Here is a 17,382-nt window from a genome sequence, read left to right on the forward strand (position 1 = left end):
ATGGCGCGGCAGCACCGCGGCGATCGCCATGGCGGCCGAGGCCCCGCAGATCGCCACCGAGCCGCCGGTCAGCAGCGCAAAGCGCCAGCCGCGACCAACAAAGCGCGCGGCCACCAGCCCGAACAGGATGGTCAGCACCACGCCCGCCACGACCAGAGCGATCGCCGGACCGCCCAGGCCTGCCAGCATGTCCACGCTGATGCGCGCGCCCAGAAGCGCCACCCCCAGCCGCAGCACCGTGCGCGCCGTCAGCGCAACGCCCGGCGCGGTCCGGGTGCCGTCCTCGGCCAGGAAGTTCAGCGCCAAGCCCAGCAGCAGCGCCAAGAGCATCGCCGGCGCGCCGTAATGCTCGGACAGAAATTGCGCCGTCGCCGCCACCAAAACCGAGACAGCAAAGCCGGGCCAACAGGATCGCGTGACCTCAAGCGCCGAGGGCGATATGTTCAGAGTCGCCATCTTGCATCCTATCCGGCTTTGACAGCCGGGGCCTCCGTTTCGCTGTGCGTTGAGAGTTCCAGAAAGTCCGACAGCAACCGGTTGAAGATCTCCGGCTTTTCCTGGTGAACGTTGTGGGCCGCGCCGGGCACCACCGCCAGCGATGCTCGCGGGATACCGCGCCAGAGCATTTCCGTCTCGCTCCAGCCATAAGAGCGGTCACAGTCGCCCCACAGGACCAGCGTCGGCGCGACAATAACCCCAAGCCGGTCGCGTCCGTCCCAGCTTTCCATTGCGGTCAGCGCAGCCAAGGCGGCCTGCGTCCCGACGTGCGACGCCAGATCGGCGCAGCCGGGATAGCCAGGCGCCGCCTCGCCCGTCAGAAACCAGCTGGCGACGATGCGTTCAATTGCCGGTCCGAGGCCCTCGGACATGATACGCGCCCGTGATGCGGCGATCGGTTCGAACCGGTTCGGCAAGGCGCCCTGCGGCCCGGTGCCGTAGAGCACCAGCCGCCCTACCCGTGCCGGGGCCAGGGCGGCGATCTCTTGCGCGATCATGCCGCCCATCGAATGACCGACCAGATGAAAGGACTGGACGCCCTGTTCGTCCAATTGGCGCAGGATGTCTTGTGCGAAGCCAGCGATGCTGTCAGGGGCGGTCTCGGTGCTGCGCGCGCCAAAGCCGGGCAGATCGGGCGCGACGACCCGGATCCGCCCGCCGAACCGCGCAATCTGGTCGCGCCAATGCGCCGCGCTGCCCAGATAGCCGTGGACCAGGACAAGCGCAGAGGCGGCCTTACCCATGGATCATCTTCCGCCCACGGCTTCGTGGACGCGATCCGCGACGGGCGTGTATTTCGCGATCCGGATGTCGGCGGTGCGGGCATGCCCCTCCATCCCCTCGAGGCGCGAGATGCGGGCCGTGGCCTCGGCAAGCGGCAGGACGGCCTCGGCACGGGCCCGCTGCCAGGTGACCAGCTTCATGTACTTGTGGACCGAAAGACCCCCGGTATAGCGTGCGGCCCCCGAGGTCGGCAGAACGTGGTTGGTGCCCGAGGCCTTGTCGCCGAAGGCCACCGTCGTCTCCTCGCCCAGAAACAGCGAGCCATAGCAGGACAGCCGCCCCAGCCACCAGTCCAGATCGCGTGCCTGCACGTGCAGATGCTCGGGCGCGATCCGGTCGGACAGGGCCGCCATGTCCTCGCGGCTGTCGCACAGGAACACTTCGGCATAGTCGCGCCAAGCGGCCTCGGCATTGCGGCCGTTCATCTCGGGCAGGCTGGCGATCAGCGCGGGAACGCGCGCGATCACCGCCTCGGCTAGGGCACGGTCGTCGGTGATCAGCCAGACCGGCGAGTTGTAGCCATGCTCGGCCTGCCCAACGAGATCCCAGGCCACGAATTCTGCATCGGCGCTGTCGTCAGCGATGATCAGGCTGTCGGTCGGGCCGGCGAACATGTCGATGCCGACCTGGCCGAACAGCAACCGCTTGGCCTCGGCGACAAACTGGTTACCCGGGCCGACCAGGATGTCGGCCTTGGGCAACCCAAACAGGCCGTTGGCCATCGCGGCGACGCCCTGCACCCCGCCCATGGCCAGGATCGTGTCGGCCCCACAGAGGTCCGCCGTATAGACGATGGCGGGGTGGATGCCCCTGCCCTTCTGCGGAGGTGAGCAGGCGACGATGTGATGGCAGCCCGCGACCTTGGCCGTGGTCACCGTCATCATAGCGGACGCGATATGGGCATAACGCCCGCCCGGCACATAGCATCCGGCCGCATTGCAGGGGATCGCCCGTTGGCCGGCGAACAGGCCAGGTCTCAGTTCTACCTCAAAATCGCCGATCGTCGCTTTCTGGGCCTCGGCGAAAGTGCGGATGTTCTCATAGGCGTAGCGGATGTCGTCCTTGAGCTGCGGGCTGACCTCGTCCGCCGCCGCGGCGATCTCGTCGCGGGTCAGGATCAGGTTGCCTTCGTAGCCGTCGAACTGTCGGGCATAGCGGCGGGCGGCCTCTTCGCCACTGGCCTCGATCTCGGCCAGGATCGTGCGGACGGTCTGTTCGATATCGGCGGCGTCCGTGGCCACGCTACGCGCGGCAGTCTTGAGCTGGGTCACGCCCATCTTCGGCTCCTTCAGGTCGGTTGTGTCGGTTGGCAGGGGACGGCGGCTACATCTTGCCCTTCCACGGCACCAGGCGCCGTTCGAGGAACCGCATCAGCAGGTCGAAGGCATAGGCGATAGCCGCGATCACGAAGATCCCCATGATCACCGTCGAGGTCTGCAGGAACTGCGAGGCGCTGAGCACCATGTAGCCGATGCCCTTGGTGGCCGCGACCATCTCGGCGGCGACCAGCGTCGTCCAGCCAAAGCCGATGCCAATGCGCATGGCGGTCAGGATCTCGGGCATAGCCGAGGGCAGGATCACATGGCGCAGCACCTGCCAGCGCGAGGCACCAAAGGAATAGGCGGCGTGGATCTGTTCGATGGCGGCCGATCGGACCCCGGCCCGCGCCCCAAGCGCAATGGGCGCGAAAACCGACAGGAAGATCAGCAGCACCTTCGAAGTTTCGCCAATGCCGAACCAGATGATCATCAGGGGCAAATAGGCCAGCGGCGGGACTGGACGGTAGATCTCAATCGGGGGATCGAAGATGCCGCGCATGATCGGGCTCATCCCCATGGCCAAGCCCAGCGGAATGCCGATTGCGCAGGCCAGAAGGAATGCGCCGAAGACGCGCGCGGTCGAGATCAGGATATGCTGCCAGAGCGGTGCGCCGGTAAAGCCGTTGACCCAGACATCGACGAACTTCTGTACGATCGACTGCGGCGAGGGCACAAACAGTGGCTTGACCAGCCCTGTGGCGGTCACCGCCCACCAGACGAAGATCAGCGCCAGGATCGTTGCAACGCTGAGCCAGGTGGTATTGCCTTGCCCCGGCACGCCGTAGGTTTCTCCGGGCCGAGTCGCCCGGGCTCGGGAAAAGGTCGAGAAGAGGCTAGTACGTGGTTTGCGAAGATGGGGGGCCATGGTGCTCTGATCGGTCATGCGACCTGCTCCTCGTCGGCGAAGATGATGCGCAGCACCTCCTCGCGCAATTCGATGAACTCGCGAGATGCCTTGACCTGGCGTGCAGGAACCCCATCCAGGAAGCGTCGCGAGAACGGAAGGTCGAAACGGTAGGTAATGCGGCCCGGGCGCGGCGACATGACAATCAGCTTGGTTCCCATAAACAATGCCTCCTCGACACTGTGGGTAATCAGGAAGACCGTCTTGCCGGTGTCCTTCCAGATCTTCAGGATCAGCTCCTGCGCACGTTCACGGGTGAGAGCGTCAAGTGCCCCCAGCGGTTCGTCCATCAGCAGGATTTTGGGATCGCAGGTCAGTGCCCGAGCGATCCCAACGCGCTGTTGCATGCCACCAGACAGCGCATAGACAGGCGATTTCTCGAAACCTGACAAGCCCAGAAGCGCGATAAACCGGGCAGCGACTGCATCGGCCGCTGAGCCTTTGCCTTGCAGCTTCAGCCCGAAGGCCACGTTGTCGCGCACATTCAGCCAGGGCAGCAGCGCGTGCTTCTGGAACACGACCGAGCGGTCGGCTCCCGGCCCGGCGACATCGCTGCCGTCCAGCACGATTTTCCCGCTCGAGGGCGAGAGGAACCCCGCAATCAGGTTGAGCAGCGTCGACTTGCCGCAACCCGACGCCCCCAGGGCGACCACGAAGTCGTGCTCGTCCACGTGCAGGTTGATGTTGCTGAGAGCCTCGACCGGCGGGCGGCCAGCCTGCGCCGGATAGATGACCGAGGCGTTGCAAATTTCCAGTGCCATTCGACTACCGTCCTTTCCCTGCGCGCCGGCCCCGCCGGGCGCGGGTGAGTTGATAAGGTTACTTCGCGACCGACAGAAAGTCGGCCGTGACGAAAGGCGTGTAATCGTCGCTGGCGCTGTCGATCCGGCCAGCTTCCTTTAGAAACTCGGCCGTGGACTTCAACGCTTCCGCGATACCCTCACCCAGCCATTCGGACTTGGCCTGCTCAGCGGCGGGCAGGAAGGAATAGCCCTCAAGGATCGCCGGCACCTGCGAAGGATCGGCGCCGGTATAGCTGGCGATGGTCTGAACTTCGGGACTGTCCGGGGTCCAGGCGGCCGCGTTGTCCAGATAGGCCTTGTTGGCCGCATCGACGGTCCGCACGAAAGCCTGCAACGCCTCCTTGTTCTCGGCGGCGAAGTCCGTATTCACCACCCAGCCGTCAAAGGTCGGATAGCCCCAGCCTGCCGTTTCGTCGGCACCCACCAGCCGCGTGCCAGTTTGCAGGATTTCTTCTTGCACCGGTTGCCAGATGAAGGCGGCGTCGATGGCTTCCTGCTGCCAGGCGGCAGCGATCTGGTCAGGCGGCATGGACATGATGGTCACGTCATTGCTGCCAAGTTCGGCATGGGCCAAGGCCCCCATCAGCGAAAAATGTGCCGTCGATCCGACCGGCACCGCGATGCGCTTGCCCTTGAGATCGGCCAGCGTCTCGATGCCCGAGCCGTTCCGCACGATCAGGCTTTCGGCGGTGCCGATCACTTGCGCCAGCATGAACATCTGAAGATCCACACCCTGCGTAGCAGCGATCGCCAATGGCGAAGAGCCCAGTTCGGCCAGCTTGATGTCGCCCGAGGCCATGGCGGCGATCACGTCGGCGCCCGAGGCGAACTTACGCCATTCGACGTCCCAGCCGGTGGCCTCGGCAAATTTGCCTTCGGATGCGGCAACCTGCATCGGAGTGGGGTTGCCGAAATGGCCGATCACGACGGTCTCGGCACCGGCGGCGCCGGCCAAGGCCAGCAATGCGGCGGTGGCTGTCAGCGTTCTGCGAAAATGTCCAAGCATGTCTGTTTCCCTGTTGTTGGTTATTTCCGTGGCGCGCCGCTCATGTGATGGCGGACGCTGTCATTTTGTCCTTGGTCCGGACGTGATCCGGGCTAAGCGCAAATTCGACGATGGCGTCGACCAGGACATCCAGTGTGTCCAACGTGTCGGCTTGTTCCGCCGCCGCATGCGCGATCAGCGAAAATTCCGTGCAGGCAACAAGCTGCACCCCTGCCCCCCGGCCCGCAAGATCTGCGGCGGCCGCACCCAGCGTCGCCGCGGCGGCCGCGGAAGGTCCCGCTGCCTTGATCTGCCGAATTGCCTCCAGCAGCGCCAGCTGATCGGTCGGATAGGCCGCACTGGCGCCGTGCCGGGCTAAGGCCGCGTCGAAGATGCCGATCTGGCGCAGCGCGGGCGATCCCAGAATCCCGATCTGCGTACCCTGGCCTGCTCGGGCCACAGCCAGGGCGGCCGAGCGTTCCACCATGTCGATGAAGGGGATCGTCACCGCCGCGCGGATGACAGGAGCATAGTGATGGGCAGTGTTGCAAGGCATCGCAAGCGCCGCAACGCCCGCCTGTTCCAGACCGCAGGCCATTTGTGCGAGCACCGGTCCGGGATCGGCGCCGCGCCCTTCGATCAGCCGCGCGATGCGCGAGGGCACCTGCGGGTTCATGTCCACCAGCAGCGGTATATGGTCGGAATCGTCCCGCGCGGGGGTCGCGGCGATCAGGCGCGACATCAGTTCGACCGTGGCTTCGGGGCCCATGCCGCCCAGGATGCCGATCCGGCGCCGCCCGCTCATGGTTGCGCCTCGGGGACGAGGCGGGCGGCGCAGGCGGTGATGATCTCGCCGATCTGCGTGCAATCCTCCAGGGTGAAGGTCAGCGGCAGGCGCATGTCGAACAGTCCCGCCAGGATGGCGTCGGTGCGCGGCAGCGCCTGCGGCTCGACATAGCGCCAACTGTGGTGCGCCGAAGTGAAGCCCACGGGCTCGTCGGCACCGAACCATTTCAGTTCCACCCCCAGGGCGGCCGCGTCGGCGACAAAGCGGCGGGCGGCCTCGGGGCTGATGCCAGGAATGCGGAACTGGATCGAGCTGCCGACGAATTCCTCCTCGGACGGGCGGTGCGGCAGCACCAGCTGTGGCGCGCGGGCTAGGCTGCGGGCCACAGCGTCGTAGCGCGCGTTCCAGCGGCGCACCGCATCGTCGATCCGGACCAGCTGCGGGCGCAGCAGCGCGGCGCGCAGGTTGTCCATGCGGGCCGACTGGTTCGGCACGTCCAGCCGGGCGGCCTGAAAATGGGTCTCGTCCGGCGCGGCCCCGTGGCGGGCGTACAGCATGTACGAGCCCGACAGCAGGATCGCACGGGCCATGAAATCCGGATCGTCCGAGACGAGGATCCCCCCCTCGCCCGAATTCAGGTGCTTGTAGGTCTGGGTGCTGAAGGCCCCCGCCAGTCCGAACGAGCCGCTGCGCCGCCCCCGCCAGCGCGCGCCCTGAGTATGCGCGCAGTCCTCGATCAGCGCAGCCCCCGCCGCCGCGCAGATCGCCGCCAGCCGGTCCATGTCGCACAGATGCCCGCGCATGTGCGAGGCCATCACCGCAGTCGGGCGATGCTGCGCGATTTTGGCCTCGAGATCATCCAGATCGAGACACAGGTTCTCGTCGATCTCGACCAGCACCGGACGCGCACCCACGGCGACGATGGCCCCCGGCACCGGGGCCAGGGTGAAGCCATTGGTCAGGACCGTGTCGCCGGGCCCGATGCCCGCCGCACGCAGCGCGATGCGCAGCGCCGCCCCGCCCGAGGCACAAGCCAACGCAAAGCGGCTGCCCTGCCAGGCGGCAACTTCGCGCTCCAGCGCCGAAGCCTCCGCTTCCTCGCCCGGGGCGGTGTTGTAGCGGTGCAGCCGGCCCGACCGCATGACCTCGACCGCGGCGGCGATCGCATCCTCGGGGATCGGTTCCTGCTGGGTAAAGCTGCGGGTGAAGGGCCGAATGACCATGATTCAGGCCGCCTCGGACCCGACGCGCCGGTCGCTGAAATCGAAGGCCGCGCTATAGCCGAACAGCGCCGCCGCGCCGCCGGTGTGCAGGAACACCAGCCGCTCGCCCTTCTTGAACTGGCCCTTGCGGATCAGGTCGATCATGCCCGCCGCACCCTTCGCGGAATAGACCGGATCCAGCAGGATGCCCTCCAACTCGGCGAACATGGCGATGGCCTCGAGGCCGCCAGCGGTCGGGATACCATAACCCTCGCCCACATAGTCTGTATTGGCAACCACATCTTCGCGCCGGACCGCGTCGGGGGCGCCGATCTTCTGCGCCGTCGCTTGGGCCAGCGTGAAGACGTTCTCTTCCTGCTTGGCCTTGGGCGCGCGCACGCCAATGCCCAGCAGCGGCACCTGCGCATTCATCGCCTTGAGTCCGGTGATCAGTCCCGCCTGCGTGCCGGCACTGCCGGTAGCGTGGATCAGGTGGTCGATGACCAGGCCGCGGTCATTGGCCTGACTGATCAGTTCGAACGCGCAGTTGACATATCCAAGCGCCCCGGTGGTGTTCGAGCCGCCGCCTGGGATCGTATAGACCTTGCGGCCCTGGGCGCGCATCCGGTCGGCGACCTTCTCCATCTCGGTGTTCATGTCCAGCCCGCCCGCGAAACATTCGGTCGTCGCGCCGTGCAGGTGATCGAGCAGCACGTTGCCATTGTGGTTGTAGTTCTCGTCCTTGCTGCCGGTACGGTCTTCCAGCAGGATATGGCAACCAAAGCCCAGCTTGGCGGCGAAGGCCGCGGTCTGGCGGGCATGGTTCGACTGCGTGGCACCCTGGGTGATAACTGTATCGGCGCCTTGCGCCTCGGCCTCGGCCATCAGGAATTCCAGCTTGCGGGTTTTGTTACCGCCCGTCGACATGCCGGTGCAGTCGTCGCGCTTGATCCAGATTTCAGGCCCGCCAAGTTCCTTGGACAGGCGATCCATCCGCTCCAGCGGGGTGGGCAGATGGGCCAGAAAGGTGCGCGGAAAGCGAGTCAGCAGCATGTGGAGGATCCTTGATTTAAGCCTTTTCATGCATGTTCACCCTGAACGCTGGGCTTTTCAAATGCGTAATTCGGCGTCTAAAATGCATGTGCTTCATGTAAAGGGTAGCAGATGCGGCTTGAGTGGATCGAGGACATCCTGGCGGTGGCCGACACTGGGTCGATGATCCGGGCGGCCGAGCGACGGTTTCTCACCCAATCAGCCTTTTCGCGCCGCCTGCGCATGATCGAGGAACAACTGGGGGTCGAACTGTTCGACCGCAGCCGCAAGCCGGCCGAACTGCGCCGCGCGGTTCTGGAGCGCTGCGACGAGATGCGCAAGATCGCCGACAGTCTGCGCAACCTGCGCAGCGAGCTTGTGCGAAACGACGGCGGCGAACCGACCCGGATCGTGATCGCCAGCCAACATGCCATCACCACCGCCATCGCGCCGCTGCTGATCCAGACCATCACCGAGCCGGGCCATATCGACATCCGCCTGCGTTCGGCGAACCGCGAGGACTGCTATACGCTGCTGCTGACGCGGCAGGCTGACTTCATGCTGTCCTACAGCACCGACCGCCAGCCACTGGTCTTTGATCCGGACTTCATCGAAACCTTTGCCTTGGGCCGTGAGCGGCTGGTCGCGGTGTTTGCCGCCCGCGAGGCGGATCGCCTGCAGGCCGCGCGGCAGCAGGGGCGCGTGCCGACCGTCTTCTATCCGGGCGACGTGTTCCTGGGGCGGGTGGTGCGCGATGAGGTCTGGCCACAGGCCGAGCCGGGGCTCTTTACCTCGTATGCCGAAACCGCCCTGACCTTAGCGGCGCTGCAATTTGCGTTGATCGGCGGGGCGCTGGCTTGGGTGCCCCGGTCGCTGGCTCAGCCTTTCCTGCGCAAAGGCGAACTGGCTGATGTCAGCGCGAACTTCGGCGCGGCCGATCTGGCGCTGAACATCCTGCGCCTGAAAAGCTCGCGTTCGTCCCGCGCAGATGCCGTGTGGACTAGTCTTACCTCAAAAGGCTCCGCATGCTTAGCCAACTTGCTTGATTGATGCTGTTTTGTGGCAATCTGCGCCACCTTCTTCTTTCTCGGCCTACCTCGGTGATCATCTTGGCCCACCGGGATCACCGAGCGCCTTCTTCCAACTGCCAGATCTGTAGACCGGCAACCGGCGCAAACTCACACCGCCCCGCTATCTGCCCCAGCTACCCCGGGGCGAGCGTAAGCGATGGGGTGGACGCCCCCCGGCGGCATCGATGTGCCATGGTGGCGGGTGTTGAAGCACCGCTACGGAGGGGAGCGTCCATGGAAGAGGTTAGCATCATCGGCCTGGATTTGGCCAAGAACGTGTTTCAGGCGCATGGCGCTGCAGCTGACGGAGCAGTGGTCTTCCGCCGCAAGCTGTCACGGGCGCAGCTGTTGAAGTTCATGGCGGCACAGGAGCCTTGCATTGTGGCCATGGAAGCTTGCGCCAGTGCTCATCATTGGGGCCGGGCAATCGGTGACCTCGGCCACGATGTGCGGCTGATTCCGCCAGCCTATGTGAAGCCGTTCGTGAAACGGCACAAAAACGACATGGCCGATGCCGAGGCGATTGCGGAGGCGGCGTCGCGGCCGACGATGCGGTTTGTGGCTGTGAAGACCGAGGCCCAGCAGGCATGTGCAATGGCCTACCGGACCCGGGATCTTCTGGTTCGCCAACGCACGCAGACGATCAACGCCTTGCGCGGCCATCTTGCCGAGCAAGGTCTCGTGGTGCCCACCGGCATCGCGCATGTCGGGCGCCTTGAGGCGCTCATTGAGGGCGACGAGGGCGTGTTGCCCGTGGCCGTCCGCGACCTGGCGCGCCTTCTGCTAGGCCAGATCGCCGGATTGGCTGAGAAGATCGCGGGCCTTGATGCCGAGTTGCGCAAGCGCGCAACTGCTGACGATACCGTGCGGCGGCTGACGACGATCCCGGGAGTGGGGGCTGTGACCGCAACGGCGATCACCACCTTTGCGCCGCCGATGGAGACCTTCTCCAAGGGGCGGGACTTTGCCGCATGGGTCGGCCTCACGCCGCGACAACATTCCAGCGGCGGCAAGGACCGACTGGGCCGCACCTCGAAGATGGGTCGGCGCGACATTCGCCGGTTGCTGATCATCGGGGCTGTCGCTGTGGTGCGGTGGGCGGCACGCAAAGGCGCGCCAGATGGCTCGTGGCTTGCCCGGATGCTGGCCCGCAAGCCGAAGATGCTGGTCGCGGTGGCGCTGGCCAACCGCATGGCGCGCACGGCTTGGGCGCTGCTGCGCAAGGGAGAGGACTACAGGGATCCGGCAATGGCGGCCGCATAGGCCGGTGTTGGCGGGTTGTCGCCGGATGTGAGAGGGAGCGAAGGAACGTAAGGGCACACGGTCATGAGACCGGGTCAGGAGAACCACACAAGCCCCAAGGCGCCTCTGAGCGCGGGTAAGCGAACTGGTCCTGACCTGCATATCTCCATAAGGGCCCGCGGCGCATGAAAGGCCGCATCTTCGAGGCCGGACACACGACCGCACCTGATCACATGCCCGATCGCGCTCAAGATTCCACTTGCATCCAACGGGGCGTCCACACATGGGGCAGATTTCCGGGCAACTCGGTTCAAGCGGGCCGAACGGCAACGAGTTCTGGAAGAAACGGGATACAGCCAGTGAGCCCTTTGACGCCGAGCCGATCACCCAGATAGGCGAAGAAGGAGATGCCGAGCTTTCGGCAGGTCTTCATGAGCCCAAGCATCACATCGCGGGCTTCGCGGCCATCGGCGCTCATCGTGCCGCCCGAGATCCGGCGCTTGGTTACGCAGGCCCGCAGGTCGTTTTCCGAGACATTGGTGTGGAGCGGGATCTCGGGCCGCTCCAGCACCTTCAGCAGTTCGTGCTTTCGCCTGTGCAGGCGAGCCAGCAACTGACCCAACTCCTTGTAACGGGTGCGTTGCTCGAAAATGTCGTCGAAGCGATGGGCGAGGACGGGCGCGTCTTTCGCAGACGGCTTTTGCTTCCAGAGCTTCAGATCACGGTAGAGGCCCCAGACCTGGTCTCGGACCTTGTCCAGCTTGCGCGTCTGTTCGGGTGTTTTCGGCATCAGCTTTTGCAGCAGCCGCTCGGCATGAACCCAACACAGGGCATGATTGGGGATGCGGAACTGTCCGGCATCGTCTGACACGACCACCGTGTTGCCCATCAGCCCGTGATGGCGCACCGCGCCCCACAGGGCCGCCTCGCTTAGCTCGCGCACCAGGGTGCGATCGAAGACATGGAGCCGCAGCCTTACCAGATGATCATACCAGGCCATCTGCGAGGCAAATGAGGTCTCGGGATGGGCAGCAAGCTTACTGATGACATCCGGCGCCACCTTGCGAAGGCGCATATAGTCGAGCGCCGCGTCGTTGATGATGTAATCCTCGCACCCGGCCCTCAGCAGAGACAGGAAGTTCAGCCGTGACTTCGAGCGGCCCGTGCGAAAGACGCTGAACCGGCTGCCGCCGATTTGCGTCGTGACCTCGTCGCGGCGAGCGTGTCGGGCACCGGTGTCATCCACGCTGATATAAGGCGCAGTGGCCAGGCCGCTCCGCAAGATTGCTTGATCCTCCGCCACAAACCCATCCAGATCAGAGGTGAGGATGCGCACGACCTGGCGCTTGGAGATCTCCAGGCCGATGCCGTTCAGGATCGCGGTCAGCCGCTCTGTCGTGACCTGCCCCTGGGCATGAAGCACCAAGCAGAACCGCCGCAGGTTGGCGTCAAAGCCGCCGAGCAGTCCCTCCGGCAAGGGCGCAATGATTGTCTTGCCTTCCGGGGTCAGCCAACGTTCGCGCCGATAGCGGACAAGCTCGGCCGAGATTACCAGTTCACGGACCAGGCAAGTTTCATAGCCCTTGAAGCGCGATCCTGCTGGCGCCTTGGCTACCAGCACCTCTTCGCGGCTGACACGATCCGCATCTTTCTTGGGTCCCCTTGGCCGACGTATCCCGCTCGGCTTGCCAAGTTCACGGTTTGTCACCTTTTCCATGCCGGACGGCTTGAAGGGCGGCCGAGGTGGTAGGTTCTTCAAGCGCGCGATCTCGTCGCGCAAGTCCTGGTTCTCGGCCTGCAGAGAAGCACGAGCCATTTCGATCTTTTCGAGCTCGTCCCGCAGCTCGGCCACCTGCGCCTCGAGGGCGCCAAGCCGCTGCGACAGATCGACAACGAGCCGGCACAAGGCGTCGGGCGGCAGCGTCTCAGATCCATCGTCCGAAAGCGGGCTCATGCCTTGTTGAATCAGACATCTGCCACAGGCGCAACGATCTTGCCCGGAGATCTGCCCCACTTACGGGGCGAGCCGAAGTCACAGCGTAGTCTTTTCTAAATCAATTACCAACATGGGCGTACTATCTTCATGAAATGCGGATTACATTTGCATGCGGACGGTCGTATCTAGAACCTTCGTTCCTGCCTTCCCTACCCCTCTTCGCGTGCCTCGCTTGTCACTTTTTGCCGTGCGTTATTGCTGTGTCTTGAGTGCCTCGGCCAAGCACGACAGGAAATACAGTGATCATCAAACGACCGTTTCCTTACGAATTTGGATTGTGTATGGAGGCTACCGACAGTTCAAACCTGGAGCCATCCGTGCCCCTCATCGGCTATGCCCGCGTCTCGACCGGAGAGCAGACGCTTGATCCTCAGCGGATGGAGTTGCGCGCGGCAGGGTGCGCCGTCATCCACGAGGAGCACGCCTCGGGTGCGGACCGCACCCGCCCTGCCCTGGCCCGGCTTCTGGCGACGATCCGACCTGGCGAGACGCTGGTGGTGGTCCGCCTGGACCGGCTGGCCCGCTCGCTGAGCCATCTCTTGCAGGTCATCGAGACGCTGGAGGCCAAGGGCGCGCATTTCCGGTCCCTGGGCGATCCCATCGACACCACCACGGCGCAGGGCAAGTTCAGCCTGCAGGTGATGGGGGCCGTTGCGGAACTGGAGCGCGCGCTGATCCGCGAGCGCACCAGGGCGGGACTGCGGGCGGCGCGCGCCCAGGGGCGGGTCGGCGGCAATCCGGCCCTGAAAGCCGGCGACCGCGAGGCGATCCGCAAGCTGCGCGTGGCCCGGGACGAAACCTATTTCAGGAAGATCGAAGCCACGGCCGATACCTGGCTGCCGCTGGTGCGCCGCCACCGTCCCGGGATGGCCTGGGACGACCTGACCCGGCTTCTGGGCGCACGCACCGGTCAGCCCTGGACGGTCGAGCGGCTGAAGCGCGCGACCCGCCGCTATGTCCGCGACGGGCTGCTGCCCGCCACCGTGCTGGATCGCGCCCCGCGGCCCACCCCTAACGACCGGCTGCTGGCCATCATCGCGGGGATGCGCCACGCCGACCCCGACCTGACGCTGGCGGGCATTGCCAGGCGGCTGGAGGACATGCGCGAACGCACCCCGCGCGGCAGTTCCAGATGGTATCCGTCGTCCGTCCGGTCCCTGCTGGTGCGGGCCGAGCGGCGAGGGCTGATCACGGCATAGCCCCCCTGTGGGATCAGGCTGACCGATACTGGGCGGCAGGTCGTTGGCCCATCCTGCTTCCGGGCCCGACACCATTGACAACGGCCTTGCCCGAAGCCTCCGCGCCTCAGGCATTGCACTTACCGGGCAGGCAGCAGGAGTAGCTGTTGAAGCTGATGTTCTTCATGGCGTCAGGTTGTCCTTTGCCTGCCAGCCAACCTTGGCAGGCGTCACCTCGACAAACCGTGTAGTCTGACCGTTTCACGCAGCGTCAATGTCTCAGCCCCCGAATGACAAAGCCGCACTGGATCACCCCCATCGCCTCGGACGCGATCACACCTCATGGCCGAGCCTGAAAAGGGAAGCCCCGGCGCAGGAACGCCGGGGCATCGGAGGAAAGAGGAAAAACTATGACCGCATCCGCCGGCCACTGGGCTTCGGAGTAATGAACACGTTCCCGTGGTCGCGGTTCCCCCGCTGAGGCAGTTGTTATTAGTCTGTTTGAAGAAGCACTCGGCTTTCCGGATGAGATACCTGGCATCACCTGACCACCTGCACGGCACGGAATAGGGTCTGGTCTCACCCTGCGCTTCAGAGGCAGCGAACGGGGCCGCAATAAGACGGTGAGTGCGCTGCCGCTCTTGGCTACAACCCCGTCAGGCATGGCTGGTCCTCCAAACTGGCGCGATGCTGAACAAGGCCCTCCGCTGTGTCCCGGCGAGGGGCTTTTCAGTTTGGGTTTGCAGCATCCATTTTGTTCTGTTTTAGTTCTAGTTACTAGCAAAAACAGGGTCTTCTCATGAACAACAACATTGTAATGTCGCCCCAGAAAGCAGTCGATACCTTGGTCGGTGAGATCGGTAGCGCCGTCTGCACGCTGTTAAAGAACGCCAAGGCAGGCGCGGACGAGGAAACAGCAGCGCTGTTGAAGGCGCACTTGGACAACATCAATCACTTTGCCAATCAGGCTCCGGCTGAGCTCAAGCACCGGCTGGAACCGGCGTCCCGCATCACCGACTGACTTCTTGACCCTGCATCACCGACAAGCCCCAAGCGCGCCTCGCCTGGGGCTTTTTCTTTTCACCAGCCTGCAACCGTTCCAACAGGTAAAGCGGTTCAAGTTATCCACAGGCCGCGCCTTCTTTATACTTGGAGACATGGATACGGTGGAGCGATTTGGCAGTTTTGGCCGTGCAGGGTTGCCCAAAATTGAAATTGACAGTTACCCCACAGGTAACTGTCGGAGCATGACATGCCCAGCGCGACGATCCACGAACTGCGCCGTTCTGGCGTGTCTGCCGAGGACATAGAGCTTGCCAAGGCCACCCAGGAAGCGCAGCGCGGGACAAGTGCCCCGGTCCAGTCTATTGGTGCCATCGTCGGTGTGTCAGAGGCCCGGCAGCGTCATAATCCGACCCCGCCGGCCGATCTGACCGGGCCGGGCGCTACGCAAGCGCGGTGTCTATGATCAGGCTTCCCTGCTGGCCGATCAGCAGGCTCTACAGGAAAGCAGCCCAGAACGTGCTGCCAAGGCCCGTGAGGCTGCGCAAACTCTCAAGGAACTGTCTGCCACCACCCGGCTTGAGTTTGATCCTCTAGGAGGCGGAAACGTGTCTATCGCATTCCAGTATGAGGACGCCGTCACCGAACGCCTGTTCGAGGCGGCCAAAACTTCTGCCTAGGCCAAAGAGGCCATGTCTATCTTGTGGACGATCTGCCGCCACGTGGGCTGGCAAACCTATGAATGCACTAAGTCTGCCGCTGATCTCTGTGAGATCACCCGGACGAAAGCCCCTCACATGGCCGACACTCTTAAGCTTCTGGAACAGATGGGCGCGATCCAGCGCGTCAAGCGCGGGCGTAGCAAAGTCATCACCGTGACACCTGCGGCTCGAACGCTAACGCCTTTCTCCTCTCGAGGCACAGAGGCGCCACTCCGGGCGCTGCAGACAAATAACACGCTTAGGTTGTAAAAGTCTGTTGATTTTGCCCCTGTAGTGTTGTCAGCCTTCATATTGACCACGGCAAGAAACGAAGACCCGCCCTGCCAGGCGGGTCTTTCTTGTTCACAGAATGGCCCGCGCCACGCGGATCATCTGAAGCAGCTCGTAGTTCCTGTCGCTCAGCCGCACGACTTGCCCGTTCACAACGGCATAGTTCTCATCGTCGCCCCGCTGCGGCAGGCGGTATACGCTGGCCAGTTCATCCTGGGTCAGGGCTGCCGTCGGGGCAATCGGCGTTCCGTCCGCAAGCTCGGGCACCTGTGCCATCTGGTTCACCAAGAGCAGCGCGTCGTAATCCTTCTGGTCGAGCAGGACAGGCATTCCGTCGATCAGAGCATAGCGGCGGCCAGCGGGGGCAGGATCAAGGTCGAAGAGCGTCGCGATCTGGTCCGATTGCAAAAGCAGAAGCTCAGGGTCGGGGTCGACACCGGCCTCGGACCTGAGCCATTCGTCGCGGCGCTCGATCCAGATCGTGTCGTAGTCATCCCGATCATACGACGCCCACTCCTTGTAGGTCACACCTTCCCTGGCCAGTCCAGGGGGAACGCAGGGGGGATCCTTCTTGGCAAGGCCCGGCGGACAGTTGCGGTAGGCGATCAGCTCATCGTCAGGGATATCGGCGACGAGCAGTTGAGGTGTGACCACTGCGAGCGCTGTCGCGGCCAGAAGGCGTTTCATGTCCCGCCCGTCAGGAGCCGGCGTCGAAAGGGTGCGGCCCAGAACCTCTTCGCGTTCCGCCGTAGTAAAGCCGCGGCGGCCGTTTCCATGTCCGTCCGATGCATGCTCGGCAGCCTTGCCATTCGCCCTGAGCTGCGGCCCGCCCGCATGATCTGGTTTTCCGGCGCGACCGGCGGCATGATCCCTCCCCTTCCCTGCCCCCGGCTCTTCGTTGCGGCCATGGGTCCTGTCGGGGCCGCGGCTGCCGTGGCCCTTCCCCATCGCCTTGCCGTTGCCCTGCCCCTTGCCGTTGTTGTCTTTGGCCAGCCAGAGCCGTTCCACGGACGTGGCTTCCAGAGGCGCGACAGGACCCCAGGTATGGAGCGGGCCGGCAGCGAGATGTGTCGATGTCAGAGCGAGCGCCACGGCGCTGCTGATAAGGAACGTGTTCATGTCAGACGCCTTTCGTTTGAAAAGGTCAACATGGCAATCCTGCGACGCGTTCCCTCCGCTCTGGTTGCAACGAAAGAGGGCGTGCCGGACCTGCCTCGGCGAGGCCTGTTCCCTTGCAGTTGCTGATGCACGGGAGCGCTGTCAGTTGCCTTGAATCTGCGCCGGCTCCACCGGGCGATTGGCCAGGCTGAGGTTATATGGTGCATCAGACCGGCCCCAAGCCTTGATGGCAGTGATCGACGCGGCCTGCGGCTGAAATGGGCCAAGAGGGGCGCAACAGGAGCCTGCCCGGACGACCCCTGCACATCCGGCCAGAACGGCAAGAGGCGGGCTTCGGCCCGGCGTCCTGACCCGAGCTGTTAGCCTTTTCTTCATCCTCTGCGCCTATGGTCCGTGGACATTCGTGGTTTCCCCACCGGCTGATTTCTGATTCAAACTCCCCAAAGGGAGGTCTGAATGGACGAGCAGCG

Annotated in this window: 15 protein-coding genes; 4 read left to right on the plus strand and 11 right to left on the minus strand. The window is 64.4% G+C overall.

What is annotated here, in order from left to right:
- The 9 genes from J0F76_RS17275 to cuyA all read right to left on the minus strand — a co-directional run.
- Positions 1 to 456, minus strand: a 456-nt coding sequence (locus tag J0F76_RS17275; protein ID WP_207471382.1) for a putative sulfate exporter family transporter, incomplete at its 3' end; no start/stop codon positions are given.
- An 8-nt stretch (positions 457 to 464) separates the two neighbouring features.
- Positions 465 to 1,241, minus strand: a complete 777-nt coding sequence (locus J0F76_RS17280) for an alpha/beta fold hydrolase (protein ID WP_207471384.1) — start codon at positions 1,239 to 1,241, stop codon at positions 465 to 467.
- A gap of 3 nt (positions 1,242 to 1,244) precedes the next feature.
- Positions 1,245 to 2,558 (minus strand): histidinol dehydrogenase, encoded by a 1,314-nt coding sequence (gene hisD / locus J0F76_RS17285; protein ID WP_207471386.1) that lies wholly within the window; start codon positions 2,556 to 2,558, stop codon positions 1,245 to 1,247.
- Between the two features lie 46 nt (positions 2,559 to 2,604).
- Positions 2,605 to 3,483 carry an ABC transporter permease subunit gene (locus J0F76_RS17290; RefSeq protein WP_242690331.1) on the minus strand — a complete coding sequence of 293 codons (879 nt, stop codon included), beginning with the start codon at positions 3,481 to 3,483 and terminating at the stop codon, positions 2,605 to 2,607.
- Positions 3,480 to 4,265 (minus strand): taurine ABC transporter ATP-binding protein, encoded by a 786-nt coding sequence (locus J0F76_RS17295; protein WP_207471388.1) that lies wholly within the window; start codon positions 4,263 to 4,265, stop codon positions 3,480 to 3,482. Before J0F76_RS17295 ends, J0F76_RS17290 begins: the two co-directional genes overlap by 4 nt.
- Before the next feature lie 58 nt (positions 4,266 to 4,323).
- Positions 4,324 to 5,313: a taurine ABC transporter substrate-binding protein gene (tauA, locus tag J0F76_RS17300; RefSeq protein ID WP_207471389.1), complete on the minus strand. Its 990-nt coding sequence runs from the start codon at positions 5,311 to 5,313 to the stop codon at positions 4,324 to 4,326.
- A gap of 40 nt (positions 5,314 to 5,353) precedes the next feature.
- Complete coding sequence (gene cuyB / locus J0F76_RS17305; RefSeq protein ID WP_207471390.1) at positions 5,354 to 6,097, minus strand: cysteate racemase; 744 nt, start codon at positions 6,095 to 6,097, stop codon at positions 5,354 to 5,356.
- Positions 6,094 to 7,302, minus strand: a complete 1,209-nt coding sequence (locus tag J0F76_RS17310; RefSeq protein WP_207471391.1) for a DegT/DnrJ/EryC1/StrS family aminotransferase — start codon at positions 7,300 to 7,302, stop codon at positions 6,094 to 6,096. The genes cuyB and J0F76_RS17310 overlap by 4 nt, the downstream gene beginning before the upstream one ends.
- Positions 7,303 to 7,305: 3 nt before the next feature.
- Positions 7,306 to 8,334 carry a D-cysteate sulfo-lyase gene (gene cuyA / locus J0F76_RS17315; RefSeq protein ID WP_207471392.1) on the minus strand — a complete coding sequence of 343 codons (1,029 nt, stop codon included), beginning with the start codon at positions 8,332 to 8,334 and terminating at the stop codon, positions 7,306 to 7,308.
- Positions 8,335 to 8,445: 111 nt separating this feature from the next.
- On the opposite strand from cuyA, the gene J0F76_RS17320 reads away from it, so the two are divergent.
- Both J0F76_RS17320 and J0F76_RS17325 read left to right on the plus strand, forming a co-directional pair.
- Positions 8,446 to 9,363: a LysR family transcriptional regulator gene (locus tag J0F76_RS17320; protein WP_207471393.1), complete on the plus strand. Its 918-nt coding sequence runs from the start codon at positions 8,446 to 8,448 to the stop codon at positions 9,361 to 9,363.
- A 254-nt stretch (positions 9,364 to 9,617) separates the two neighbouring features.
- Positions 9,618 to 10,646 (plus strand): IS110 family RNA-guided transposase, encoded by a 1,029-nt coding sequence (locus J0F76_RS17325; protein WP_207471395.1) that lies wholly within the window; start codon positions 9,618 to 9,620, stop codon positions 10,644 to 10,646.
- 289 nt (positions 10,647 to 10,935) lie between these two features.
- On the opposite strand, the gene J0F76_RS17330 is transcribed toward J0F76_RS17325, so the two are convergent.
- Complete coding sequence (locus J0F76_RS17330) at positions 10,936 to 12,579, minus strand: IS66 family transposase (protein WP_207471397.1); 1,644 nt, start codon at positions 12,577 to 12,579, stop codon at positions 10,936 to 10,938.
- 359 nt (positions 12,580 to 12,938) lie between these two features.
- Here J0F76_RS17330 and J0F76_RS17335 point away from each other — a divergent pair, with 359 nt between their 5' ends.
- Positions 12,939 to 13,820, plus strand: a complete 882-nt coding sequence (locus tag J0F76_RS17335) for a recombinase family protein (RefSeq protein WP_207471399.1) — start codon at positions 12,939 to 12,941, stop codon at positions 13,818 to 13,820.
- A 778-nt stretch (positions 13,821 to 14,598) separates the two neighbouring features.
- A complete protein-coding gene (locus tag J0F76_RS17340; protein WP_207471401.1) occupies positions 14,599 to 14,820 on the plus strand; it encodes a type 1 glutamine amidotransferase family protein in 222 nt (73 codons plus the stop codon).
- Positions 14,821 to 15,865: 1,045 nt separating this feature from the next.
- Here J0F76_RS17340 and J0F76_RS17350 read toward each other — a convergent pair.
- Entirely contained in the window at positions 15,866 to 16,912 is a 1,047-nt protein-coding gene (locus J0F76_RS17350; RefSeq protein ID WP_207471403.1) for a hypothetical protein, read from the minus strand.
- Positions 16,913 to 17,382: the final 470 nt, after the last annotated feature.

It is taken from the genome of Paracoccus fontiphilus, from assembly GCF_017356265.1.
Classification (GTDB): Bacteria; Pseudomonadota; Alphaproteobacteria; order Rhodobacterales; family Rhodobacteraceae; genus Paracoccus; species Paracoccus fontiphilus.